Source organism: Lysinibacillus sp. UBA6686 (genome assembly GCF_002455205.1).
In the GTDB taxonomy this organism is placed as follows: Bacteria; Bacillota; Bacilli; order Bacillales_A; family Planococcaceae; genus Lysinibacillus; species Lysinibacillus pakistanensis.
In genome coordinates, this window is the sequence record NZ_DKJS01000045.1 from 45,288 (window position 1) to 71,068 (window position 25,781).

Genomic DNA, 25,781 nt, shown 5'->3' on the forward strand with positions numbered 1-25,781 from the left:
TGCATAATTCTAAAAATAAATTTTGAATCTATGAAATTTCATACACAAATTTGTCAACAATTTGACAAGAGTATAGTGGCTGTGAAGTTTTTCTCCTTTACTAATTGACTTCAAATACCTCCTATTGTATGCTTACAAAGGGTAAGAATGATAAGGGTTTCTATTCGTTGAAAGGCGTTGAAACACTTGTTATATCAAGTTTCTACTAAATTGACAGTTCAAAATAAAAGCTGTCGATTTGCAACGTTTTGTGCGTTTCGGTTTTTTACCGAAGTAGGTAAGGGGTGTAAGGCATTTTTTAGGGATTTACACCTGTAATTGAAATGACTCTCCCGTTACTATTCCGCTGTGAGTAGTGTTTTTCACTGCTCTTTTCTGATTTCACATGGTGGTCAGCAAACGTTTTCAATACTCGAAAAAATGATTCAGGAGATTACAACCAATGCTAGATTTGCATCACATTTTTGCTATGCAGAAGAGAGCGTTATTTTTTTTGCTCGCACTCTGCGCACTAGGTTGGGGCTTTACGCCTTATCAAACGGTTTTTGCGGGCATCGCAATCGGTGCATTCTTTGGTACGTATAATTTTTGGATTTTAGTTCGCCGTATGGAGAAGTTTGACAGGTCCATTAGTGAAGGGAAGAAAATAGGCTCACTTGGTACAGCGCTTCGCTTTGCATCAGGTGTGGCGGCAGTCGCTATAGCCATCTCGTTGCCAAACTATTTTCACTTAATTAGCACGGTCATAGGGCTAATGATTCCGTACGTTTTTCTCTTTGTCGAGAGAATTGTGTCACATGTAAGGAACCGCTAATGTGCTTAAAATTAGAAAGAGAGGTGAAAAAATAACAATGAATCACGAAGCTCCGTTATACCCTGTAGATTTAGGTTTTACAACATTAACATTTAACTTATCTACAGTGATGATGTTACTAGTTGCAGCAATTATCGTATTTCTAATTGCGTTCATTTCAACTAGAAGTTTAAAACTAAAGCCAACTGGGATGCAAAACTTTATGGAATGGATTATGGATTTCGTAAAGAATATCATCAAAAGCAACATGGACTGGAAAACTGGTGGGCGATTCCATATTTTAGGTATCACACTTATTATGTTTATCGCAGTATCCAACTTACTAGGTCTTCCATTCTCTATCATTTATAATGATAAGCTATGGTGGAAATCTCCAACAGCTGACCCAACAGTAACAATGACTCTTGCGACAATGATTTTATTAATGACGCACTACTATGGTATTAAAATGAAGGGTACAGGCCATTATGTTGGGTCATACTTCAAACCAATGGCATTCATGCTCCCATTAAAGCTTGTGGAGGAGTTTTCCAATACGCTAACTCTTGGTCTACGTCTTTACGGTAACATTTATGCTGGTGAGATTTTACTTGGCTTACTTGCTGGTTTAGCAATAACAGGTCCTATGGGCTTCATTGGAGCAATTGTTCCTATGATGGCATGGCAAGGTTTCTCAATTTTCATCGGCTTTATCCAAGCCTTTATCTTCACAATGTTAACAATGGTTTACATTGCTCATAAAGTGAGCGATGACCATTAATATAAAGCATATATCCTATGCTTAAACCACAAAAACAAACAATTCCAAGGAGGAAATTTTCAAATGACAGGTTCATTAGGTTTATTAGCAGCAGCAATCGCAATCGGTTTAGGTGCACTTGGTGCAGGTATCGGTAACGGTCTTATCGTTTCAAAAACAGTAGAAGGTATCGCTCGTCAACCAGAAGCACGTGGCGTTCTTCAAACTACAATGTTCATCGGGGTAGCATTAGTTGAAGCCCTACCAATCATCGCAGTAGTAATCGCATTCATCGTAATGAACAAATAATTCAGTTGTATACTGAATTCTAGTGGCGAAGCAGGAATCTCCAGATGAAACTTCGCCCTTCATTTTGGAACTGATAAAAGCTATGTGAAAATATAGCTTTTTAAAATAGGTAGTTTTTCAAGTTATTAAATAATGTTGAAGTCAAAGCTCTTGAAGGGAGTGAAACAATCGTGTTTTTAGATTATCTTGTACTAGGTGCCAGCGCTGGTGAAGGATTTAACAATGGTGACATCATCTCAACATTGGTTATCTTCTTATTATTAATGTTTTTACTGAAAAAGTTCGCTTGGGGTCCTCTTATGGGCATCATGCAACAACGTGAAGAATTAGTAGCTAGTGAAATCGAAGCAGCTGAAAAAGCGCGTAAAGATTCGCACCAATATTTAGAAGAACAAAAGAGCCTTCTTAAGGAAGCTCGTACGGAAGCACAATCGATTGTTGAAAGCGCTAAGAAGCAAGGCGAACTACAAAAAGAAGAAATTCTTACTGCAGCACGCAATGAAGCGAACCGCTTAAAAGAATCGGCTTTACGTGAAATTGAGTCTGAAAAAGAAAAAGCTATTGCAGCTGTACGTGATGAAGTCGTTTCATTATCTGTACTTGCAGCATCTAAAGTCCTTAGCAAAGAGATTTCTGAGGCAGACAACCGTGCTCTAATTGAAGAGACGATTGCGAAGGCAGGGGAAGCTCAATGAGTAATTCAACTGTAGCAAAACGTTATGCTCAAGCACTATTTGAATTAGCGCAACAAAAAAACATTCTTGCTGAAGTTGGGGCAGACTTAAACGAGCTTACAAAGGTTGTCAAAGAATCTCCTGATTTTTTAACACTTTTAAATGCTCCTAAGTTCTCTATCGAACGTAAAAAACAAATGCTAGCAGACATCTTTGCTGGTTCAACACCAGAGGTATTACACACAATTCAATTACTTGTTGAGAAAAAGCGTGTAAACGAAATCAAGCTAATTGCAAAAGAATATGCTGAGCTAGCTGCACAAGCACAAGGTACAGCAGATGCAACGGTATTCTCTACTCGTGAACTTTCTGCTGAAGAAAGCGCAAAAATTTCTGCAGTATTCGCGAAACTTGTTGGTAAACAATCATTAAACATTACAAACGAAATTGATCCATCACTTCTTGGTGGAATTCGTGTTCAAATCGGTAATCATATTTATGATAGCTCAGTAGCAAACAAACTTGAGCGCTTAAAACGTGAATTAATCGGTTAATAATTTAGAAATGTGAGAGGTGACATACATGGGCATCAAGGCTGAAGAAATCAGCAGTCTGATTAAACAACAGATTGAGAATTATGAATCTGAACTTAAAGTAAGCGAAGTTGGTACAGTTATCCGTATTGGTGACGGTATTGCTCTTGCTCATGGCCTCGACAACGCCATGGCTGGAGAGCTTTTAGAGTTCTCTAACGGTGTTATGGGTATGGCTCAAAACCTAGAAGAAGGTAACGTTGGTATCGTAATCTTAGGTCCATACACTGACATCAAAGAAGGCGATGAAGTTCGTCGTACAGGTCGTATCATGGAAGTACCAGTTGGTGAAGAACTAATTGGCCGTGTTGTAAACCCACTTGGTCAACCAGTGGATGGACAAGGTCCTATCAACACTACAAAATCTCGTCCAATCGAAAGTCCTGCTTTCGGTGTAATGGCTCGTAAATCAGTACACGAACCACTACAAACTGGTATTAAAGCGATTGACGCATTAGTACCAATCGGTCGTGGTCAACGTGAGTTAATCATTGGTGACCGTCAAACTGGTAAAACATCAGTAGCTATCGATACAATTCTTAACCAAAATGACCAAAACATGATTTGTATCTATGTAGCAATCGGTCAAAAAGAATCTACTGTACGTGGTGTAGTAGAAACGCTTCGTAAAAATGGTGCTTTAGATTATACAATCGTTGTGACAGCTTCTGCTTCTCAACCAGCTCCATTACTTTTCCTAGCACCATTAGCTGGTGTATCTATGGCAGAAGAATTCATGTTACAAGGTAAACACGTGTTAATCGTGTATGATGATCTTTCAAAACAAGCATCAGCTTACCGTGAACTTTCACTTCTTCTACGTCGTCCTCCAGGTCGTGAAGCTTACCCTGGTGACGTTTTCTACTTACACAGCCGCTTACTTGAACGTGCTGCGAAGTTAAATGAAACATATAAAAATGGTTCGATTACAGCTCTTCCATTCGTTGAGACACAAGCTGGGGATATTTCTGCATACATCCCAACAAACGTAATCTCAATCACTGATGGACAAATTTTCTTACAATCTGACTTATTCAACTCAGGTGTACGTCCTGCGATTAACGCTGGTCTTTCAGTATCACGTGTAGGTGGATCTGCTCAAATTAAAGCGATGAAAAAAGTTGCTGGTACGCTACGTCTTGACTTAGCAGCATTCCGTGAGCTTGAATCATTCGCTCAATTCGGTTCAGATTTAGATAAAGCAACACTTGCTAAACTTGAGCGTGGTAAACGTACGGTTGAAGTTCTTAAACAAGACCTTAACAAACCACTTAAAGTTGAAAAACAAGTGGCGATCCTTTATGCATTAACTAAAGGTCATTTAGATGATATTCCAGTACAAGATATCGTTCGTTTTGAATCTGAATTCTTAAGCTGGTTAGATACAAACCACACAAACGTTTTAGATCATGTTCGTACTACAAAAGAACTTGCTCCTGATGCGGATTACGTAGCAGCTTTAACTGAGTTCAAAAAAACTTTCGCTAAATCAGAATAAGTTCGAGCTAGTCACTTGATTAAAAAACAAAAGGTGGTGAAATACCAGTGGTAAACTTACGCGAAATAAAAGGTCGTATTACTTCTACAAAGAGCACGAAGCAAATTACGAAAGCGATGCAGATGGTTTCTTCTTCAAAGTTACGTCGTGCAGAGCAAAACGCTAAAGCTTACGTTCCTTACATGGAAAAAATCCAGGATGTAGTTGGCGCGATTGCTTCCGGGACAAAAGACAGTGGACATCCAATGTTAACTGCTCGTCCTGTTAAGAAAACAGCTTACTTAGTCATTGGTTCTGACCGTGGACTTGCAGGTGCTTACAACTCAAGTATTCTGCGTCAAGTACAGCGTACAATTAACGAACGTCATAGATCAAAAGACGAGTACGTTATTTTAGCTGTTGGACGTGTTGTTCGTGACTACTTTGTGAAACGTGATCATAATGTTATCAGCGATGTTGTCGGTCTTCCAGACCAGCCAACCTTTGCTGATATTAAAGAAATCGCTCGTAATGCTGTTGGTATGTTCATTGATGGTACATATGATGAACTTTATATGTACTACAATCACTTTGTCAGCGCTATTGCCAGCGAAGTGACGGAGAAAAAACTTCTTCCATTAACAGATATTGCACCTGCAAGCGGTAATGCCTCATATGAATTTGAGCCATCGGGCGAAGCAATTCTTGAAGTATTACTGCCACAATATGCGGAAAGCTTAGTGTACGGGGCATTATTAGATGGAAAAGCAAGTGAACATGCTTCTCGTATGACGGCTATGAAAAATGCAACAGATAACGCATCTGATCTTATTTCAGATCTATCATTGCAATACAACCGTGCACGTCAAGCGGCGATTACACAAGAAATTACAGAAATCGTTGGTGGAGCTGCAGCCTTAGAATAGGCCAGCTTCCCAATGTCGTATAAGAATACGATAGGAGGGTACACAGTAATGAATAAAGGACATGTTATTCAAGTAATGGGTCCAGTTGTTGATGTAAAATTCAGCAATGGTCAATTACCAGCAATCTATAACGCATTATCAGTTAAGATTGAACGTCCTAATGAAGAACCAACAATTCTTGCATTAGAAGTTGCGCTTCATTTAGGTGATGATTCTGTTCGTACAATTGCGATGTCATCTACTGATGGCTTACAACGTGGAGCAGAAGTTACAGACTCAGGAAAAGCAATCTCAGTACCAGTTGGTGAAGTTACGCTAGGTCGTGTATTCAACGTACTTGGAGAAGTAATTGACTTAGGTGAAGAGATTCCAGCAGATGCACGTCGTGATTCAATTCACCGTGAAGCACCATCTTTCGAGAATCTTTCAACTTCAGTTGAAATTCTTGAAACAGGTATTAAAGTAGTAGACTTACTTGCACCATATATCAAAGGTGGTAAAATCGGTCTGTTCGGTGGTGCCGGTGTTGGTAAAACAGTATTAATCCAAGAATTAATTAATAACATCGCACAAGAGCACTCAGGTATCTCTGTATTCGCTGGTGTAGGTGAGCGTACTCGTGAAGGGAACGACTTATTCTTCGAGATGAGCGATTCAGGTGTTATTAAGCAAACAGCGATGGTATTCGGTCAAATGAACGAACCACCTGGTGCACGTATGCGTGTAGCGTTAACTGGTCTTACAATGGCAGAATACTTCCGTGATGAACAAGGCCAAGACGTACTTTTATTCATCGACAACATCTTCCGTTTCACACAAGCAGGTTCTGAGGTTTCTGCCCTGTTAGGTCGTATGCCTTCTGCGGTAGGTTACCAACCAACACTTGCAACTGAAATGGGTAAATTACAAGAACGTATCACATCTACGAACAAAGGATCTGTAACTTCTATCCAAGCGATTTACGTACCAGCCGATGACTATACTGACCCGGCTCCAGCAACAACTTTCGCCCACTTAGATGCAACTACTAACCTTGAGCGTAAATTATCTGAAATGGGTATCTACCCAGCGGTTGACCCACTAGCTTCGACTTCTCGTGCATTATCACCTGAAATCGTTGGTGCTGAGCATTACGCTGTAGCTACTGGCGTACAACGTACAATCCAACGTTACCGTGAATTACAAGATATCATTGCTATCTTAGGTATGGATGAATTATCTGATGAAGATAAACAAACAGTAGAACGTGCTCGTCGTATTCAATTCTTCTTATCTCAAAACTTCCACGTTGCGGAACAATTTACTGGTCAAAAAGGTTCTTATGTACCTGTTAAAGAAACTGTTCGCTCATTCAAGGAAATCCTTGATGGCAAATGGGATCACCTACCAGAAGATGCTTTCCGTCTAGTTGGTTCTATTGATGAAGTAGTTGAAAAAGCGAAAAGCATGGGCGTAGAGGTTTAATACTAGGGACGAGGAGGAAAAAATATGAAGACAGTTCAAGTCAATATTGTCACTCCCGACGGCCCAGTATACGATTCTGAAGTATCAATGGTAATCGCTAAAACAACTTCTGGAGAAATCGGTGTTCTTGCTGGCCATATTCCTATGGTTGCTCCACTAGCAATTGGTGCTGTGAAGCTTAAAAAAGAAAACGGTTCTACTGAAATTGTAGCTGTAAGCGGTGGTTTCATTGAAGTTCGTCCAGAAAAGATTTCAATTTTAGCTCCTTCTGCTGAAGTTGCTGAAAACATCGATGTTCAACGTGCAAAAGAAGCCGTTAAACGTGCTGAAGGACGTCTTCAAAGTAAACAAGACAACATTGATTTCAAACGTGCTGACCTAGCATTAAAACGTGCGTTGAATCGTATCAACGTTCATGAGGGTAATATCTAATTCAAATTTTAACGGGCAGATTCAACATCTGCCCGTTTTTTAACATTATTCAGTGTTTTGAGCAAGTGAGATAAATGACGCTTAATGAATATGGAGGGATTACAATGGAATTATATGAATCGATAGGACAAGAAGCTTTGTTAGGTATTTTATCTCATATTTTTTTTGTCGCTATTACTTTTTATGCACTACAAGCCTTTATGCTTGAGAAAATATTCAAGAAAAATAAAGTATTTCAAATTCAGTTGATCTATATATTATTGAGTATTGCGATTGGAACAACTGTTTCGAATTTTTTCCTCCAAGTGTCAAATTGGTCAGGTAAGCTCCCTTATTTATTTTAATATATTATATAGCCCCTTATTACTAACCTAAAATGAAGAAAATGAATATACATATTTCACAGGGCTTTATAATAAAAATGTAATCCCTGCATAAAATCGGCAGTAATTTTTCTATACAGAAAGCTTTGTCAGGTAGATCCCATCTCAAGATTTAAGTGAAGTTGGGGATCAATAGCCTGTAAAAGCCCTATTGAGGCCAACACGATGTTGGTCACACAAGCGTTTCTTGCAGGATGAGAGTACTGAGCTCGTGTTAATCTACAGCATTCAAGGGGATTAAGTAAAACCTCTACTGATTGTAGTTTCACTTATGTGGTCCTTTGAAATATGTAAAAAATATGGATTATTAATTTTAATAGATGTTGTTTTTTGTTCATAAATCTTTGGGTATGTATTAGAAAATAACGCTTTCGTTCTATGTTATTGGTCATTCACAAAATAAAATTTCATGCGTACAATAAATAAATAGCAAAATATTAATGAATGGCTTAAAATAGTGATTTTGATGCTTGAATGAGCGTTAGAAAAGTTGTACTATAGAGTTGTTTGTTTACTGATTATGACATTATACTTCTTTTTTAAAATAAAATTTTAATAGCTTAATAGATTAAATTCGGAGGGACATAGGGTGGAAAAAATAATAGTGACTGGTGGCCAAAAGCTACAAGGAAAAGTACGTGTAGAGGGCGCAAAAAATGCAGTGTTACCAATCCTAGCGGCGGCTTTACTTGCTTCTGAAGGAGAAAATGTAATTAAGGAAGTCCCTAACTTAGCAGATGTCTTTACAATAAATGAAGTACTTAAAAGTTTAAATGCAGCAGTTACATATATACCAGAAGACAACGCAGTATATATAGATGCAACAAAAGAACTTTCCAGTGAGGCCCAATTTGAATATGTAAGTAAAATGCGTGCATCTATTTTAGTAATGGGTTCCTTACTTGCTCGCAATGGCTATGCTCGGGTTGCTTTGCCAGGAGGCTGTGCAATTGGTTCTCGCCCAATCGAATTGCATTTAAAGGGCTTTGAAGCAATGGGTGCGAAAATATCATTTGGTCACGGATATGTAGAGGCAAAAGTAAATGGCCGTTTAAAAGGAGCAAATGTGTATTTGGACTTCCCTAGTGTTGGTGCTACAGAAAATATTATGACAGCTGCATCATTGGCACAGGGAACAACTGTAATTGAAAATGCAGCGAAAGAGCCTGAAATTGTAGATCTGGCAAACTTTATTAACAGTATGGGTGGTCGCGTTATCGGCGCAGGTACCAATACCATCCGTATTGAAGGTGTCGAAACATTATATGGAACAGAGCATCATATTATTCCTGATCGTATTGAAGCTGGCACATTTATGGTTGCAGCAGCCATTACCAAAGGGGATGTGACGATTGAAAACGCAGTCCCTGAGCATATGACAGCATTAATTGCTAAAATGCGTGAAATGGGCGTTGAAATTATCGAATTAGATGAAGGCATACGTGTACGAGTTCCCGATAAATTAAAGGCTGTGGATATAAAAACAATGCCACATCCAGGATTCCCTACAGACATGCAATCACAGATGATGGCTTTAATGCTAACTGCTGAAGGTACGAGTATTATTACGGAAACTGTCTTTGAAAATCGTTTTATGCATGTTGAGGAGTTCCGTCGCATGAATGCGGGTGCTAAAATCGAAGGGCGCTCTGTCTTTATTGAGGGACCTGTAAATCTTCAAGGTGCTGAGGTCATGGCAACAGATTTACGAGCTGCAGCTGCTCTTATTTTAGCTGGCCTTGTATCTGAAGGCGTGACACGTGTGACAAAACTTCATCACTTAGATCGTGGTTATGTAGATTTCCATGAGAAATTGGCTGCACTTGGTGCTCATATCGAACGTGTACCAGTTGAAGATGTTGTAATGAAAGAGAAATCTACAATGGAATTACCAACAAACTAAATAGTTGATTGATACCCTATGACTATAAGCATAGGGTTTTTTTATTGAAGGATCAGGAAGCCATTTGGAAGACAAAATAGCTCATTATGTACTTAAAAATAGTAATTCTCAATAACCTACTCAATATTGTTTTGCTAAGGTTCACATATTTAGAAGAATTCTAGCATATTATTCCTTATGAAAAAATGGATAATGAGTGTTGGTATCATTTGTTTGATTGGGTCATTATATGTACTTCCTGTGGCATTTAGTGAAAGACGTGCAACTGAGGAATCAGTCCAAACCACAGACAATGCTTGTGAAATATTTATAGAAGTGGAGGGACAACAGGAGAAAATCCCTTTAGAAACATATGTTACGGGTGTAGTAGCTGCTGAAATGCCTGTTTCATTTAAAAAAGAGGCGTTAAAGGCACAGGCCATTGCAGCAAGAACTTATGCATTAAAATCGACAAATTACGGTAGAGAAGCAATTGCTCCCACAGTTGCTAGACAAGTCTTTTATAACAAAGAGCAAAGAAAAGCGAATTGGACTAGCAATTTCCCAGGAAATGAAAAGAAAATTGTCGAGGCGATTAATGAAACGAAAGGACAAGTTCTTCTTTATAATAATCAATTAATCACAGCTATGTTCCATTCTACCAGTAACGGTAAAACGGAAAGTGCCTATGGTTATAGTGGTAATGATCTTCCATATTTGCAAAGCGTAGCAAGTATGTCTGATCAATCCTCTCCAAAATACTCTGCGGTCAAGGAATGGACATTAGCAGAGTGGAATACAATCTGGCCTGATAAATGGCAGGTAAGTGATTTCTCTCGCATCCAGTATTTTTTTAATGATTCAGGACGAGTTGAACGTTTACAGCTAGGTAAAAATGTATGGTCAGGACGAGAGGTTCGAACACTTTTGCAAATACCATCTACTGATTTTAATATTTCCTATGATACTAATACAGGAAAAATACAAGTAAGTACGAAAGGATATGGTCATGGCGTAGGGATGAGTCAATATGGAGCTGAGGCAATGGCAAGTGAAGGAAAAACTGCTGACGAAATTTTACACTATTATTATCAGGATATTGAGATAAAAAAGATAGATGCATGTTTAAAATAACTTCTAGTTGTTCACACTGCAACTAGAGGTGATGAAAATGAGAGAGGATAAAAATAGTAAAACTTCTCAAAAACAAAATGAAAAAGGTCAATTACAGAAGAAACCTTGGTTTTGGCCAGCAGTTTATGCTGGTGGTGCACTTATGCTAGCAGGTATGTTATTTGGTTACAATAGTCTCGTATCAAAGGTAGAAGAGGCTCCATTACCAGATTTGGCAGAAGTAGATCCAGGTCCTGTAGTTGAAACAAATGCTCGTGCAGAAACAATGAAGTACCCATTCAAAGAAGCAAATCTTAGTAAAGTACAAGTTTTACAAGAATTTTACGAAGTAGAGGCAAATGCAGAGGCACGTGAAAATGCACTAATGGTATTTAATCAAACATTTACAACGTCATCTGGTATTTCTCTTGCTATGAATGGTGAAGAATTCGAAGTACTAGCTGCTCTAAGTGGTAAAGTACTAGAAGTAAAGCTAGATGCATTTACAGGCAATAAAATTGTTATTGAGCATGCAGATGGTAAGCAAACACATTATAGCTCAGTAAAAGATATTGCTGTAAAAGAAGGCGATGAAGTTACACAGGGTCAGGTATTAGGAAAAGCGACTGACAATGAGTGGAATCAAGCAGCAGGCGTTCACTTACATTTCGAAGTACTTGAAAACGGAAAATATGTGAATCCGAAAAAATCACTAGCCTTTTAAAATAGGAAAAATCAGCTGCCACAATGACAGTTAAAGATATTTATGATATATGAAAACTTACTGTCAATTGATGCAGCACAAATCATCAGCAATTTATCGAGAAAGTGTAAAACGTGTTCTGAATAGCTTTGTCCTTACATAAGGTGAAGAAATGCGCATACGTGCATCTGATGCCAAAGCCATTTTGTGAAATTGTGTGGAAAGGACGAAGAACGTGCACGAGCACATTCGGAAGCGCTGCATACGCCTCGGTGAATTATTGATTGAGACGCGTGAGACTGTGCGTGTCCTCGCGAAAATGACAGGTTATTCAAAAAGTACGGTGCACAAAGACTTAACAGAGCGATTGCCAACAATTCATGAAGGATTAGCAGAGCAGGTGAAGGAAATTCTCGCCTACCATAAGGCCGTACGTCATATTCGCGGAGGAGAGGCAACAAAAAACAAGTGGAAAGAAAGAGCGAGTCAAGAATGATTCGTTCTTTTTTTGTGGTTAAAAAGAAGGAGATGGAACCATTAAAAGATTATTTTAAACGTATTATTGTTTTCTAGAATTGTTCATATAATTTAAAGAAAACAGCCACATTCACTAAATTTAGGTGAAATTACCAATAGTGTATGATAAAATATTCTAGATAAAGAGATAAAGTGAAGCTTCAATCAGTGTGGATTATCCTCATCTCACACTGATTCTTAGGTGAACGAACCGAACTATTACGGGCAGTTGATTTCCCAATTATATGATTTACTTGACTTACGTCTGGAAGTGGGAGTCTACTGTCCGTTTATGCGGGATAAAAATGAACGTTATGTAGTGGGAACTGGCGGGAAGGAGAAATTATAGAATGTTTTCGAAAGATATTGGCATTGACTTAGGAACTGCAAATGTATTAATCCACGTTAAAGGTAAAGGAATTGTTTTAAATGAACCATCTGTAGTGGCGATTGATAAAAAAACAAATAAAGTATTAGCAGTAGGGGAAGAAGCCCGCCAAATGGTAGGGCGCACGCCAGGTAACATTACTGCAATTCGACCATTACGCGATGGTGTTATTGCAGACTTTGATGTTACTGAAGCGATGCTAAGACATTTTATCAATAAATTAAACTTAAAGGGATTCTTAACGAAACCACGTATTTTAATTTGTTGTCCAACTAATATTACTAGTGTCGAGCAAAAAGCTATCCGTGAGGCAGCAGAAAAATCTGGTGGTAAAAAAGTATATTTAGAGGAAGAGCCAAAAGTCGCTGCTATTGGTGCAGGAATGGATATTTTTCAACCGAGTGGCAATATGGTAGTGGATATTGGTGGTGGAACAACAGATATAGCAGTTCTTTCAATGGGAGATATCGTAACAAGTGAATCCATTAAAGTTGCAGGTGACGTTTTTGATAATGATATATTACAATATATTAAAAAAGAATATAAATTACTAATTGGTGAACGTACTGCTGAAGCAATAAAAATGACAATTGGTACCGTATTTAAGGGCGGTAGAAATGATTCCATGGATATCCGTGGTCGTGACATGGTGACAGGTCTCCCACGCACAATAACGATTCAATCAGAGGAAATTGAACGTGCTTTACATGAATCAGTAGCTATGATTGTTCAATCTGCAAAAAATGTTCTAGAAAAAACGCCACCAGAGCTATCAGCTGATATAATTGATCGTGGAGTTATTATTACTGGCGGTGGTGCATTACTACATGGTATGGACCAGCTCTTAATTGAAGAGTTAAAGGTACCTGTTTTCATTGCAGAGCAACCAATGGATTGTGTAGCAATTGGTACAGGCATTATGCTTGAAAATATTGATCGAGTGCCTGCATCCTTATAAAAATAAAATGAGGTGATTCCTTTGTTTAAAGGGTTCTATACAGTTGCAACGGGTATGATTGCACAACAAAGACGAACAGAATTATTAACAAATAATTTATCAAATGCGAATACACCAGGATTTAAAGCGGATCAATCAACAATTCGTTCATTCCCAGACATGCTAATGTCAAGTGTCGGAAATACGAATGCAACTGCCAAGCAACAAATGGGCTCTCAATATATGAGTCAAGTGGGAGCATTAAATACTGGGATTTATATGCAAGAAACATTGCCAAACTACATACAGGGTCAAATCTATAATACAGATTTTTCAACAGATATGGCCTTGATCGATGGATACTTACCGCAAAATGAAGAGGGCATCACCGGGTCTATTTTCTTCCGTTTAGCACATCCAGATGGTGGAGAGGCATATACACGAAATGGGAATTTTACGTTGGATGGTCAAGGCAATTTAGTCAATGCACAGGGACTGTATGTTTTATCAGATACTGGCCAACGCATCCAGCTTCCAAATGATGATTTTCGTCTAGATGAGACCGGAGCGATTTACGTCAATGAGCAGCAAGTAGCACGTGTTGGCGTATCATTTGCGGCTAATCCGAACATGCTACGTAAACAAGATAATGGCTTAGTTCGAACAGAGAATGGAGAAAACTTGCCTACTGCTTATGGTGCTAACGGTGTCGCATTTTCACTTCGTCAAAATTATCTTGAGCGTTCAAACGTAGATTCTGGTCGCACGATGACAGATTTAATGACAGCTTATCGCGCATTTGAAGCCAATCAAAAGGTGCTACAGGCTTATGATCGAAGCATGGAAAAGGCTGTCAATGAAATCGGAAAAGTATAATATGCGAACTGGAGGCGTTAGAGAATGCTACGTACAATGATTACTGCAACAAATACAATGGGACAATTACAAAATAAATTAGATACGATTAGTAATAACATTGCTAATAGCAACACACATGGCTATAAGACAAAAGAGGCTTCTTTCAACGAGCTTCTTTATCAGCAGTTTAATAATGACAAGCAAGATCGTGCAGAGCGTCTATCTCCGCTAGGTATTCGATACGGTTCGGGTGCAATGCTTGGACAAATACAATCAAATGAAAAGCAAGGCTCATTACAAACAACAAACCGAGATTTAGATTTAGCTTTCAATAAAGCAAAACAATATTTCAATATTTTAATGCCAGATGGTGAAAATGGTACAAAAACAGTGTATACTCGTCAGGGTGACTTTTATTTATCACCATTAAATAATGGAACAGTAATGGTTGTGAATGCAGATGGATATCCATTAGCTAATGCTACAGGACAAGCTATTACATTACCGGATAATGTAAAAAACTTTGCTGTACGTAATGGAGGCGTCTTAGAGGCTTCCTATCCAAATGGAGATATTATCCGTACAGATTTAGCCGTGACAGAATTTCAAAAGCCACAGCTAATGGAGCACATTTCAGGCCAGTATGTTGGATTGCCAGATAATCTCGCTCAACTGGGATATACGCAAGCTGAGGTCGTTACCGAATTACAAGGTGCAAATCGCCAGCTGATTGGCATGCAAAGTGGTACGCTAGAAATGTCGAATGTAAATCTTTCAAAGGAAATGACGGATTTAATTCAAACACAGCGCTCTTATCAATTCAATGCAAGAGCTGTAACATTAGCAGATCAAATGCTTGGGCTTATTAATGGCATTCGCTAGTAAATCCATGATTACTGTTTAGTAGGAATGAAGAGGAGTACAATCTATGACAAACGATTCACGTCGACGTTCTGTGCCGACAAAAGAAACCGATACGCCACCAGAAGAGAAGGAACGCCGCTCAAATGGAGAGCGACGAGAGGTTCGATGGGTGCAAATACGGCTGATTCCGATTTGGCTACGCGTTGTACTTGTTCTCGTATTAGTCGTTGTTGCCGCAGTTTTAGGTGCAATATTTGGCTACAGTGTTATTGGACAAGGGCAAGCTATGGATGTATTTAAAACAGAAACATGGCAGCATATATTTGATATTATGAATGGTAAAGAATAAATTTTATTCTTTACCATCCTTTATGTTTACATACTTTATTAATAATTGAGGGGGAAAAGAAATGTTATCAGCAGAGCAAATTCAAGCGATTTTACCACATCGTTATCCTTTTTTATTTGTTGATCGTATTGTTGAATTAGAAGAGGGAAAACGTGCAGTAGGTTTAAAAAATGTATCTATCAATGAGGATTTTTTCAATGGACACTTCCCAGGCTATCCTGTAATGCCTGGTGTTTTAATTGTTGAGGCGCTAGCACAAGTTGGTGGTGTTGCATTATTAAATGCGGAAGAATTCAAAGGTCGCTTAGCCTTCTTAACAGGTGTGGATAAATGCCGTTTCAAACGTCAGGTAGTACCTGGGGATCAGCTTCGACTGGAAGTAGAATTTGTTAAACTAAGAGGTGCAATGGGCAAAGGTCACGGTGTAGCAACAGTTGATGGAGAGCTGGTTTGTGAAGCAGATATTCTATTTGCTATAGGACCTGAACAGCCAAAATAGGCTTAATTTGCATTTATAGGCTAAAAGTTATAAAATATTTATGTCGAATCATGTCCTTACTGTTAATTTTTTTTAGCAGTTTATTTATGTTCTAAAATGCGATGGCGTATGAGCGATTGTAAATTGAAATACATGTAATTTTAGGTTTTTTAAAACGTAGGAGGATTATATAGATGTATAAGGATCTGTCTTCAGGTGTTAAAATTAGCATTACGCGTTCGATTTCAACATCTTTTGAATCATACTTAGCAAGTATTGGTTGGGATGAAAAGCGTTTCTCTATGGAAGACTTCATTGCTAGCTGGCAGACTTATTTTCAAGAGAATGCCGCATGGATTGAAAAAATTCCAGCAAATGTTTTGCTGAGCACTGAATTTCATGAAGAAATGGCGCAAAAAATCGATGAAGTAATTGCGAAAATTTTAAATGAAGAGCCCACAGCTAAGCAAATCGAAACAATCGAGGCATTGCAAAAAGAGCTAGGTACAAAATATACGTATGACTGTAAAGCAGAAGCAGCTTTCATTGAACAATTGTTAAAAGAAAAACAAAAATAGTTTTTACGAAAATCGGATAGTTCCCTCCTTTCCCGGGCAATCTATGTAGGATCACAAATGCACCTGTTGTATTTGCTGACATAGCACCCAAGAAAGGAGGTTTTTAATATGTGGAAAATGTCATTTTTGACTATTCTTTTTGCTACGCTATTCCTTGGAGGATGTAACTGGGGAAACAGAGCGGTTGAAGAAAGACCTGTGGAGAACGTTAAAAACGATGTTCGCCGAGGTGTTGACAGGGTAGAAGATGTGGTAGAACCAGCTCGAAGACATGATGTTTACGATCGTAATGTGAATGGTGTTGAGCGACGTGGTACAGTTAACGAATCTACTGTAATACCTGAAGCTACAGCACCAGGTACAAACGCAGATTTAAACGGTACAAATGGCTATGACAACGTACCAAATGCAAATGGCGTTGAACGAAAAAACAATGTTATAAAAGAAAATGTTGTGGAAGAAAAAGTAGACGTTCGTGAGCGTAACAACATGAATACGCGATAATAATAAAAAGAGTGTATCCAGAAATGGAACACTCTTTTTTTACAGTTAAAATAGATCGAAAAAATAACGGTGCAATTAGACAGCAACGTTAATTTAATCATTTTTAAGTTTTGGACGTTCTTTCATATCATGGGAGAAGCGATCAAGTAAATTATCTAAAGAAACGCCTTCCGCTAGAAGTTCAGCTAATAATTGTTCTGCATATTTTGAACGTTTTGTTTTAAGTTTACCCTTTAAGAGCACAGAAATATGTTCTCCGATTTCTTGAACAGTATGTACGGCAACCTGAAAAGGAGCAGGCTCATTATCTGGAAATGAAATTACAGCACGCACATTAAAGACAGCAGCTTTTTCTAATAGATGTTGAAAAGTTGAACGATATTGTCTATCCATAAACAGTTCAAGAATCCATGATTGATGGCTGTTTTCCTGATTAATAATAATGCCATCGACTAAAGGAAATGTTTGTATGCCATCTTTTGTGACAAGGTCAAAGGAAAGCATTTTAAATGTTTTCATTATGTATAATCCTCCTAAGTCTGTCATCTTTATTAGTATAACACATTCAATTGGGCCATGTGATGATGAGGCCTTTGCTTTGCTCCTAGCCAATAATGAAAAAGAAAAAACTGTGAAATTTCATATTTCTTGAAATAGCATTTGCTATTACAATCAAAAGCATTCAGCCAATAAATTAATTTGATTTTTGCAAAAGAAAACGGCTAATATAACCAATTTATGATTAAAAACAAAAGGAAATGATAAAAACCGACTTTTGCCAATTCAGTATACGTCCTTGTAAGATGAGAACATCAAAAGTGAAGGAGGTGAATTGATGAATCAAGTCGGACTGGTTGGAAGATTAACAAAAGATCCTGTGTTACGACACTTATCTGAGAATCGCGTGCAAACACATTTTTCTTTAGCCATTAATCGCAATTACAAAAACAATCGTGGGGAAGTAGATGCTGACTTTATTCTTTGTACAGTATGGGGAAGACTTGCAGAGCATATCGTCAAATATTGCGGGAAAGGCTCATTAATTGGAGCAAATGGCCGTATCCAATCAAGGTCATTTGTAAATGAACAAAGTACGAAGATTTTTATAACAGAGGTAGTCGTTGAAGAGGTCCGATTTTATCACCTTAAGCCAAGAGACAGTGACGAGACTATTGTACCCACAAAGCTGTCTGATGAACAGGAAGGCTTGAAGGATTTTGTGTTACCAGAGGCAGAGGCTGTATTACCAGTAGTTTAGCAGTATGCCAAGTGTTACATACGGGGCAAGTGATAATGTTCTGATCCGCCATTCTCCTAAATTTGCTTGCACCGTAATGCATGAAGAAAAGAAAGGAATGATGTATACCTATTATTGAAGTTCATTGCTGAAGACCGCACAGCGATGAGTATTTTACAACTTAATAAATGTATGAAGTAAGCAGGAAAAGAAGTAATCAAATTGTCCACTGATATTCTCAAAACTAAAAGAGCGCCAAGAACATTTTTGCTCTTGGCGCATCTAAATAATTAAAAATCAAGTGTCATTAATGCTCGAAGCTCATCATCTTCAAGTTCAGTTAACCACTGACTTGATTGAATTAATTCTTCTGATAATGCAGATTTCTGCACCAGCATTTTATCAATTTTTTCTTCAATTGTTCCAATCGTCACAAACTTATGCACTTGCACAAATTGTGTTTGGCCAATTCGATATGCACGATCTGTCGCTTGATTTTCCACAGCGGGGTTCCACCAGCGATCTGCATGTAAAACATGATTTGCAGCAGTTAAATTCAGCCCTGTTCCACCTGCTTTTAAGGAGAGGATAAATATAGGGAAATCTCCTGCCTGAAAAGCCTCAACTAAGCGATCTCTCTGTTGCTTAGGCATTGCGCCAGTTAAAAATGGTGCATCAACGTTATATAGCTCGCTAAAGCAGTGCTGGAGTAATTGACCCATTCCTATATATTGTGTAAAAATGAGACACTGCTCCCCATTGTCCACGATTTCTGCTGCCATTTGCACGATACGCTCTAATTTGGTAGAGCGTGTTAGCATTGTTTCAGCATCCTCGAAAGGTTCTTTTAAATACAAGGCAGGATGATTACATAATTGCTTTAATTTACTGAGCATCTTTAAAACGCGCCCTTTTTTCTGAAAGCCTGTTAATTGCTCAAGCTGATCGAGCGTTTCTAGAATATATCCTTCATAGAGAGACGCTTGCTCAGTTGTTAATGGGCAATAAGCATGAGATTCTTGTTTATCTGGTAAATTAAGCTGTAAATTCGGGTCCCTTTTTGTACGACGCAATAAGAAAGGCTGTATTTTTGCACGTAGCTTTTGTTTATGAGACTCTGAATCATCTCTTTCAATTGGTAAAATAAATTCTTCATTAAAACGACCAAAGCTACCAAGGTATCCCCTATGAATAAAGTCAAATATTGCCCAAAGCTCAGATAAACGGTTTTCAACAGGCGTTCCTGTTAGTGCAATATGGTGAGCACCATGTAATTTACGGATCGATTTTGATTGTAATGTCTGCATATTTTTAATATTTTGCGCCTCATCAAGTACAACTGTTGCCCAATTCATTTCTTGCAAAAAATTTGCATCCTGTGAAACGGTACCATAAGTTGATAAAATCACATGTGGTTTATCTCTTTCCACTAGCTGTTTAAATACATCCTCCTTTGCTCGATTGGCCTGATAATGTGTATGCACAATTAAAGAAGGCGCAAAGCGGGCAATCTCCTTTTGCCAGTTACCCAGTACTGACGTAGGACAAATGATAATAGAGGGCTTTGTAAGATCGGCTGTTTCATATAGATGAAGCAAATAAGAAATAAGCTGAACCGTTTTTCCAAGACCCATATCATCAGCTAAGCATGCACCAAAGCCCTGTTCACGCATAAAGACAAGCCATTCAAAGCCCTCCTGTTGATAGGGCCGTAATTCAGTCTGTAATGTTGAAGGAGCTGGTACTGTTGGAAGACCCTTTTTCTCCTGAAGCTGCCCCATATAGGATTTAAGGGATTGCTGTAACTCGAATGCAAAAATTGGATCATCTCGCATTTCATCATCAGCTTCCTCTTCTTCAGGGGGGGAAGATAAGCTTTCTGGCAGCTCACGGAAGAGTAATTCACGAACTGTCCAACTCTCATCCTCTGCTTGCTGCATCAGTGCTCGCATTTCCTGCATCCAGTTTGCATCCACTCGAAACCATTCGGTACCAATACGAATAAATTCACGTTTTTCATCTACAAGCTTTTTAAATTGTTCAGGTGAAATGGATTGTCCATTCATTGAAAATTGCCATTTAAATGTTAAGATATCATCTAGCCCAGCTACCCTTTTGGTTGCTACATTACTAGTACTCACACGTACACGGATTTTGGATTGCTTTAAATCCTTAAGCCAAGCGGGAAGTACCACCTCATAGCCCAGTGCCTGTAATCTAGCCAGATCCTCACGTAAAAAAGTTCGTACTTGTAAATCCTCTAACATCACCCGGATAAAAATATCACTACGTAACTCTTCTAAGGAAAGAAGCTCAGCAATTTGGGCTTGCTGCTGTTCAATGTCCTCAGCGAATATCTGCCATTTTACAGGTAGGGCTTCAACTATTGGATGAGACTGCTTACGAATGGCAGGTGTCCAATAGTTTTTAGTTGTAGCAGTGCTAAGGACCGTTTCTAAAAGCCAAACATCTGCATCCTCCTCCGGTTCACTCAAGCGTAAGGAGACTGTAACTGCACCAGCCTGACGATTCTGTTCTAATGGCCAGCCACCACGTTGGAAAAATGGCATCAGCTTTGGTAAATCAGCTAATACAAGGCCAGCATGATTGAGCTTTTGCTGAACAGCTATTTCTAATAATGCTGTATCTATACCTGCAATAGAGAAAGTCAGCGCGGAAAAGTCATCTGCTATATCGGCGTATGACCAAAGTTTTGGCTCTTGCCAATACGCTTGCAAAATTGAGATTTTTTCTAGCCAAATGTTACTCTCAGTATTTTTCCCACGCCACTCTATAAATGGATGCTGATAGCGTGGTGAAACTATATCAAAAAGCTCTGACGAGGAAACTTCAACAGTAAAATCTGTCCGATTACTTAACAAACCATAGACATTTTCTTCATAGTTAAAAAATAATGAAGAAATAAGTGCATCTGCTTCTAGTGCCACGTCATCAGCTGTAAAGCCTTGTAATGTAAAATAACCTTCCTGAGCGACTTCAATCTGAAGCTGTAGTTTTTTTGAAAATGGGGAAGGAGCATTGATAGTCATCATCCTAAGTTTCCTTTCTCAATTTCTTCCTGTAATGCACGAAGTCGTTTAAATTCACTACGAATTGTTTGCATATAGGTTTCAAAATAAGCCACTTTGCCAGCCCGTTTTGCAGCGCTGCGCATACTTTTCCAAATTCGAACTGCTTGCTTATAGTTCATGCGAGATTTTTGCGTTATTTCAGCCATGGCATATAGATGGTATAAGGGCATTACAGTCGCTGGGGCAACTTGTAGAACATCCTTTAATCCACACATTTCTAAATAAGATAGAGAAGAAGGATTTAATTGGTGAAGGGCAGCCCAATCCTGATAACGTCCTTTTCTAATTAGAAAGAATGAAAATGGCTGAAGCCCATAAACACCAAAGGCACTATACAAGAGGGCCTCCTCTTCGTCTGTGAGCTGTATATCTTCGTACAAAAGCTGGAATTGCCGTACATATTGAGCTCTCTGAACAACTGGCACAATTTGCTGTAGAAACACTTCAGTAAATGGTAGCATGGCTCGCAGTATAATCGTTTGAGCAGGTAACTCACCAGCTCTTTTTGCAAACGTAGCAAGCTCAACTAAATCAGCCATTTGCTGCAACTGAATAAGTGAAATACCCTCTTGCAATAATTCTTCTTTTTGTAACAGTACATAAAATAGCATTTTTAATGACTGTAAAGAGATCTCTGAGGAAGGCTCATCAAGTTTGTTTAAGAGTGCTAATTCCTGTTCACGCCTTGGCTTCTCATAAAATAATACTGCCCAAAGAAGCATATATATTTGTAATCGATTAGCAAATAATCCTTGACGCTCCAATAAAATTTCTCTCACTAAATGCTGAAGTGCATCATAAAATGGATCAGTGGCAAAAAGTCGTGATCGCCCAGTTAGCTCTGTCAGTATACTTTCCAATGATTGAACACTTTGATCAATAAAATATTTCATATATGGAGAATCTATTGAATGTCCTTGTGTTTCATTGACATGACGCCAAATGGTATTAAAGATCGAAAGCTCTACAAAAAGCTTATAAAGTGGCTGCCATTCACGTTCGAAGGGCATATGACGTTGAAGTCGTTCTAATACATCTGTTCGTATTGCAGAGATACCATAGCCCTCTAAAATACGACCTGGTGGTAATAGGCGACGCATCACTTCATGGACCATTCGCTGCCAGCTTTCCGGACTACGTTCATCTGCTAAAAATTTGAGCTGAACTGTTTTTTGGGAGCGCCAAGCACTGGACCAGTTTTGAACAGAATCAAAATATTGATAAAGGGCGAGCAATGCACCTACCTGATGCCGACACCATTTTAGCTGAGGGCAGTTACAGTTTAAATGCTCATTCGCAAAATCGATTTCTACTGAGGCAGGTCTGACATCCTGTACGCTTGCATATAATATAGAACTTGCCCCATTAAAACGTTCAAATATCACTGATTTGTTCCGTACTGAAAAAACAGCACGACGCACTAGCTCTTCGTCTTCAGTAGAGGAAGGGTGTAACGCCTGTTCAGCTTCCTTCAATTTGGTAAGGACAAATTCTTGATGCTCCTTAGCTATTTGAGAAATAGACAATGCCATAACCTCACTCCTTTCAAAAATATAGCTAGTGGCTTATGCTTTTTTAGCATCTACGTATGGAAGAAAAAAGACTGTCCTTCCATTATACGATTAAAATCCGTACATGATAAGCTGAATGGTTAGAAAGAAAAAAATCATGGTTCAGATAGTTAACAAGCTAATTGATTTGTGTTAAAATCTGAATAATCAGATAAATAGGGAGGGATGAAGGATGATGCAAGTTCAATATATGAAGCCATTCTATACAAAAATCACGGGAGACAAATTACGTCTCGTATTTGCTTATCAATATTTCTCTATTTTAAAAGAGAATGAGATTTTCCATTTCATTCCCATAGAAGGTAAAGAGATGATTATCAACTTGAATACACAGCAAATTGAAAATTTATCTGAGGTCTTTGTTTTCCAAAAGGGTAATCGCTTTATTCGATTACCATTATATCAATTATTACTAATCACAAATGTTCATGAGCATCTAGCACCAATTCTTGAAAACGCTACACCAAAGCCACAGCTACCTCTTATTTCCTCTGTAACTGCTGGTGAAATCGATCAGCTTATTGCAGAATTGGAGCAAAAAAACCTAGATTATTTAATTGATCAGGCATTACTAGATCACAATAAAACACTCTTTTTTGAGCTTCTACATCAAAAGAGCCATCAACCTGGGGGTTTCGAAAATTGAATACACGGTATTTTAGTTAGGCACCTACTTTTCGTATACGAGAAGCGGGTGCTTTTATATACTAACGCCCGCGCTCGAAAAAAAATTGGACGCAATTACGACTAGGTCTAAAGTCAAAACGGTAAGAATAAATTAGAAATTTTTACTATATAAAACCCATTAAATTAGAATACATTACCAAAAAGACTAAAAAGATTTTTAGGTATTCCGATATAAAGAACAATAAAGGTGGTGAAATCATGCTTGGAAAGTGGTCAGCTACAGGTATGTCAATTTTGAATAATATGAACAGGCATTACGATACTATGAGCAGGGCCATGCTTCGAATTTCTTCTGGTTATCGAATCAACAGTGCAGCCGATGATCCTGCAGGACTTGCAATTTCTGAAAAAATGCGTGCCCAAATTCGCGGACTGAATATGGCTGCAAAAAATATTCAGGATGGAATTTCACTTGTGCAAACAGCTGAAGGTGCATTGAATGAGACACATGATATGATTCAGCGCATGCGTGAATTGGCAATTGAAGCAGCCAATGATACATTGACAGATGATGACAGGCAAAAGCTTGAGCTTGAGTTCCAAGAGTTAAAAAAGGAAATCCAACGCATCTCAACTGATACAGAATTTAATACAAAGACATTACTGAATGGGGATCATGCTACAAAGGGCATAAAAATCCAGGCAGGGGCAAATTCAGGTCAAAACATTGAGCTGTTCATTAATGGTATGGGTTCAGAGGCACTAGGCTTGAAGGATGCTTCTATAGCAACCCAAGAAGATGCTGATAAAGCCATTTCCACAATGGACGAGGCTTTAAAAGGAGTATCAAACGAGCGCTCTCGACTAGGTGCCTATCAAAACCGTCTAGAGCATGCCTATAATGCGAACGTGAACACTGCAGAAAATTTACAAGCAGCCGAGTCTCGCATTCGTGATGCCGATATCGCAAAAGAAATGATGAACATGGTCAAAGCACAAATTTTAATGCAGGCGAGTCAATATGTGCTGGCAATGCATATGCAGCAGGCACAGTCCATTTTAAAATTACTTGAAAGTGGAACAATGAGGAATCCCCGATATTAATGGTGATTCCTTTTTATTTAGGTGAATCAGAGAAAAGATTAAAAAGCGACTGATACTATAGAAAAGGAGAGTATTAATTGATTATAAAACCCTTCGAACCATCTCCGTTGACAAAAGGACTTCAAGCGCTTGTGACTCGTTTACACCCCACTCATCCACAATATCAAAAACTTCAGCAGGAACTTAAAAATAAAGAAGCGGGTGATTTTGGTGAGGAATATGTAGTGAAAGAGCTACTGCAAATGGCCCTCCTTAATGAATGTTACATTTTCCACAATGTTATGCTTCCCTCTGTTTTTCCCATGCAAATTGATATTTTAATCATCGTCCCCAACGCTATCATAATACTAGAAATCAAAAACATTCGAGGAACAGTCCATTTTAAAAATAATCCTCGTCAGCTCATTCGTACTTCTGAAATAGGAGAAGTTCAAGTCTTTACACATCCTGAAATACAGCTTGAACAATATATCCAAGGATTGAAGCATTTTTTAGGAAAGCATCATATTACGATACCTGTATATGGGGCTGTTGTGTTCCCATTTAATAATGTAAATATTCTTAGAGCGTATGAGGGGCTGCCTATAATAATGGCAAAAGAGCTACCGTTATTTCTGCATAAACATATAGGAAAAAGCAAAGAGACAACAACAGAAATAAAACAAATTATTTTGTCACAGTTACAGCATAGAACACCATTTCCGCTTTGCCATTATTATCAGATTGACAGTTCGGCTTTGCAACAAGGCGTTTATTGTGAGAGCTGTGGTCAGTTTGGCATGTTGAAGTTACGCATGACTTGGTATTGTCAGCATTGCCAGTATACATGTACAAACGCACATATACAGGCACTACTGGATTATTACATGCTTATCGGAGAAACGATTACGAACGGGGAATGTCGAGAATTTTTAAAAATTGAAAGTCAATATGTTGTAAAACGCATTTTACAAAAAGTTTGTGCAACTAGTACTGGTTCAGATCGATATAGGCAGTACAATTTATCCAGTTTATATTTGAATCACCGCTAATTGCTTATGTTTCGCCACTTATTTTGTGTGGAACGCCGCTAAAACCTTTGCTTGCGCCACTTAACTTGTGAAAATCGCCACTAAAACTCATAATTCCGCCACTAACAAACAAAACTTTTGCTAATCAGACACAGAAAG

Annotated in this window: 29 protein-coding genes; 26 read left to right on the top strand and 3 right to left on the bottom strand. The window is 38.4% G+C overall.

All coding sequences use genetic code 11. From position 1 onward, the window contains the following. Nucleotides 1–442: 442 nt before the first annotated feature. From B2R82_RS11565 to B2R82_RS11670, 22 genes are all read left to right on the top strand, one after another. The gene (locus B2R82_RS11565; protein WP_283870730.1) at nucleotides 443–814 is read left to right on the top strand and encodes an ATP synthase subunit I; all 372 of its coding nucleotides are present in this window, start codon (nucleotides 443–445) and stop codon (nucleotides 812–814) included. A gap of 37 nt (nucleotides 815–851) precedes the next feature. Beyond that, nucleotides 852–1,574, top strand: coding sequence for a F0F1 ATP synthase subunit A (atpB, locus tag B2R82_RS11570; protein WP_286924999.1), 723 nt, complete (start codon nucleotides 852–854; stop codon nucleotides 1,572–1,574). Nucleotides 1,575–1,637: 63 nt separating this feature from the next. Then, nucleotides 1,638–1,862 carry a F0F1 ATP synthase subunit C gene (atpE, locus tag B2R82_RS11575; RefSeq protein ID WP_132360362.1) on the top strand — a complete coding sequence of 75 codons (225 nt, stop codon included), beginning with the start codon at nucleotides 1,638–1,640 and terminating at the stop codon, nucleotides 1,860–1,862. A gap of 170 nt (nucleotides 1,863–2,032) precedes the next feature. Then, entirely contained in the window at nucleotides 2,033–2,557 is a 525-nt protein-coding gene (gene atpF / locus B2R82_RS11580; RefSeq protein WP_054770242.1) for a F0F1 ATP synthase subunit B, read from the top strand. Further along, entirely contained in the window at nucleotides 2,554–3,090 is a 537-nt protein-coding gene (locus B2R82_RS11585; RefSeq protein ID WP_286925000.1) for a F0F1 ATP synthase subunit delta, read from the top strand. Before atpF ends, B2R82_RS11585 begins: the two co-directional genes overlap by 4 nt. A gap of 28 nt (nucleotides 3,091–3,118) precedes the next feature. Beyond that, the gene (atpA, locus tag B2R82_RS11590; protein WP_283870733.1) at nucleotides 3,119–4,627 is read left to right on the top strand and encodes a F0F1 ATP synthase subunit alpha; all 1,509 of its coding nucleotides are present in this window, start codon (nucleotides 3,119–3,121) and stop codon (nucleotides 4,625–4,627) included. 47 nt (nucleotides 4,628–4,674) lie between these two features. Beyond that, nucleotides 4,675–5,532 carry an ATP synthase F1 subunit gamma gene (gene atpG, locus B2R82_RS11595; protein ID WP_286925001.1) on the top strand — a complete coding sequence of 286 codons (858 nt, stop codon included), beginning with the start codon at nucleotides 4,675–4,677 and terminating at the stop codon, nucleotides 5,530–5,532. A gap of 48 nt (nucleotides 5,533–5,580) precedes the next feature. Then, on the top strand, nucleotides 5,581–6,996 hold the full coding sequence (gene atpD / locus B2R82_RS11600; RefSeq protein WP_054770241.1) for a F0F1 ATP synthase subunit beta: 1,416 nt from the start codon (nucleotides 5,581–5,583) through the stop codon (nucleotides 6,994–6,996). Between the two features lie 24 nt (nucleotides 6,997–7,020). Further along, nucleotides 7,021–7,428: a F0F1 ATP synthase subunit epsilon gene (locus B2R82_RS11605; RefSeq protein ID WP_286925002.1), complete on the top strand. Its 408-nt coding sequence runs from the start codon at nucleotides 7,021–7,023 to the stop codon at nucleotides 7,426–7,428. Between the two features lie 104 nt (nucleotides 7,429–7,532). Continuing rightward, entirely contained in the window at nucleotides 7,533–7,772 is a 240-nt protein-coding gene (locus B2R82_RS11610) for a DUF1146 family protein (protein ID WP_286925003.1), read from the top strand. A gap of 628 nt (nucleotides 7,773–8,400) precedes the next feature. Then, nucleotides 8,401–9,714, top strand: a complete 1,314-nt coding sequence (gene murA, locus B2R82_RS11615; RefSeq protein ID WP_286925004.1) for a UDP-N-acetylglucosamine 1-carboxyvinyltransferase — start codon at nucleotides 8,401–8,403, stop codon at nucleotides 9,712–9,714. A gap of 177 nt (nucleotides 9,715–9,891) precedes the next feature. Then, nucleotides 9,892–10,827, top strand: coding sequence for a stage II sporulation protein D (spoIID, locus tag B2R82_RS11620; RefSeq protein WP_286925005.1), 936 nt, complete (start codon nucleotides 9,892–9,894; stop codon nucleotides 10,825–10,827). Nucleotides 10,828–10,864: 37 nt separating this feature from the next. After that, nucleotides 10,865–11,530 (top strand): M23 family metallopeptidase, encoded by a 666-nt coding sequence (locus tag B2R82_RS11625; protein WP_286925006.1) that lies wholly within the window; start codon nucleotides 10,865–10,867, stop codon nucleotides 11,528–11,530. Nucleotides 11,531–11,744: 214 nt separating this feature from the next. After that, on the top strand, nucleotides 11,745–12,005 hold the full coding sequence (locus tag B2R82_RS11630) for a sporulation transcriptional regulator SpoIIID (RefSeq protein ID WP_010858004.1): 261 nt from the start codon (nucleotides 11,745–11,747) through the stop codon (nucleotides 12,003–12,005). A gap of 222 nt (nucleotides 12,006–12,227) precedes the next feature. After that, entirely contained in the window at nucleotides 12,228–12,374 is a 147-nt protein-coding gene (locus B2R82_RS11635) for a hypothetical protein (RefSeq protein ID WP_286925007.1), read from the top strand. Between the two features lies 1 nt (nucleotide 12,375). Continuing rightward, nucleotides 12,376–13,371 (top strand): rod shape-determining protein, encoded by a 996-nt coding sequence (locus B2R82_RS11640; protein ID WP_286925008.1) that lies wholly within the window; start codon nucleotides 12,376–12,378, stop codon nucleotides 13,369–13,371. A 21-nt stretch (nucleotides 13,372–13,392) separates the two neighbouring features. Further along, on the top strand, nucleotides 13,393–14,226 hold the full coding sequence (locus tag B2R82_RS11645; protein WP_286925009.1) for a flagellar hook-basal body protein: 834 nt from the start codon (nucleotides 13,393–13,395) through the stop codon (nucleotides 14,224–14,226). Nucleotides 14,227–14,250: 24 nt separating this feature from the next. Continuing rightward, complete coding sequence (locus B2R82_RS11650; protein WP_286925010.1) at nucleotides 14,251–15,090, top strand: flagellar hook-basal body protein; 840 nt, start codon at nucleotides 14,251–14,253, stop codon at nucleotides 15,088–15,090. Nucleotides 15,091–15,136: 46 nt separating this feature from the next. Further along, nucleotides 15,137–15,421, top strand: coding sequence for a DNA-directed RNA polymerase subunit beta (locus tag B2R82_RS11655; RefSeq protein WP_286925011.1), 285 nt, complete (start codon nucleotides 15,137–15,139; stop codon nucleotides 15,419–15,421). Nucleotides 15,422–15,482: 61 nt separating this feature from the next. Continuing rightward, nucleotides 15,483–15,920, top strand: coding sequence for a 3-hydroxyacyl-ACP dehydratase FabZ (gene fabZ, locus B2R82_RS11660; RefSeq protein ID WP_286925013.1), 438 nt, complete (start codon nucleotides 15,483–15,485; stop codon nucleotides 15,918–15,920). Nucleotides 15,921–16,093: 173 nt separating this feature from the next. Then, the gene (locus B2R82_RS11665; RefSeq protein ID WP_286925014.1) at nucleotides 16,094–16,477 is read left to right on the top strand and encodes a hypothetical protein; all 384 of its coding nucleotides are present in this window, start codon (nucleotides 16,094–16,096) and stop codon (nucleotides 16,475–16,477) included. A 108-nt stretch (nucleotides 16,478–16,585) separates the two neighbouring features. Beyond that, nucleotides 16,586–16,981, top strand: coding sequence for a hypothetical protein (locus tag B2R82_RS11670; RefSeq protein ID WP_286925015.1), 396 nt, complete (start codon nucleotides 16,586–16,588; stop codon nucleotides 16,979–16,981). Between the two features lie 93 nt (nucleotides 16,982–17,074). Here B2R82_RS11670 and B2R82_RS11675 read toward each other — a convergent pair whose 3' ends face one another. Then, on the bottom strand, nucleotides 17,075–17,500 hold the full coding sequence (locus B2R82_RS11675) for a YwpF family protein (protein ID WP_283870744.1): 426 nt from the start codon (nucleotides 17,498–17,500) through the stop codon (nucleotides 17,075–17,077). 316 nt (nucleotides 17,501–17,816) lie between these two features. On the opposite strand from B2R82_RS11675, the gene B2R82_RS11680 reads away from it, so the two are divergent. After that, entirely contained in the window at nucleotides 17,817–18,239 is a 423-nt protein-coding gene (locus B2R82_RS11680) for a single-stranded DNA-binding protein (RefSeq protein ID WP_286925016.1), read from the top strand. 269 nt (nucleotides 18,240–18,508) lie between these two features. Here the strand turns inward: B2R82_RS11680 and B2R82_RS11685 are convergent, their stop codons facing one another. Continuing rightward, the gene (locus B2R82_RS11685) at nucleotides 18,509–21,271 is read right to left on the bottom strand and encodes a DEAD/DEAH box helicase (RefSeq protein WP_286925017.1); all 2,763 of its coding nucleotides are present in this window, start codon (nucleotides 21,269–21,271) and stop codon (nucleotides 18,509–18,511) included. Then, nucleotides 21,268–22,842 carry a hypothetical protein gene (locus B2R82_RS11690; RefSeq protein WP_286925018.1) on the bottom strand — a complete coding sequence of 525 codons (1,575 nt, stop codon included), beginning with the start codon at nucleotides 22,840–22,842 and terminating at the stop codon, nucleotides 21,268–21,270. Before B2R82_RS11690 ends, B2R82_RS11685 begins: the two co-directional genes overlap by 4 nt. Nucleotides 22,843–23,053: 211 nt before the next feature. On the opposite strand from B2R82_RS11690, the gene B2R82_RS11695 reads away from it, so the two are divergent. From B2R82_RS11695 to B2R82_RS11705, 3 genes are all read left to right on the top strand, one after another. Beyond that, the gene (locus B2R82_RS11695; RefSeq protein ID WP_283870748.1) at nucleotides 23,054–23,527 is read left to right on the top strand and encodes a transcriptional regulator; all 474 of its coding nucleotides are present in this window, start codon (nucleotides 23,054–23,056) and stop codon (nucleotides 23,525–23,527) included. 239 nt (nucleotides 23,528–23,766) lie between these two features. Further along, the gene (locus B2R82_RS11700) at nucleotides 23,767–24,612 is read left to right on the top strand and encodes a flagellin (RefSeq protein WP_286925020.1); all 846 of its coding nucleotides are present in this window, start codon (nucleotides 23,767–23,769) and stop codon (nucleotides 24,610–24,612) included. A gap of 77 nt (nucleotides 24,613–24,689) precedes the next feature. Continuing rightward, nucleotides 24,690–25,643: a nuclease-related domain-containing protein gene (locus B2R82_RS11705; protein ID WP_286925021.1), complete on the top strand. Its 954-nt coding sequence runs from the start codon at nucleotides 24,690–24,692 to the stop codon at nucleotides 25,641–25,643. Nucleotides 25,644–25,781: the final 138 nt, after the last annotated feature.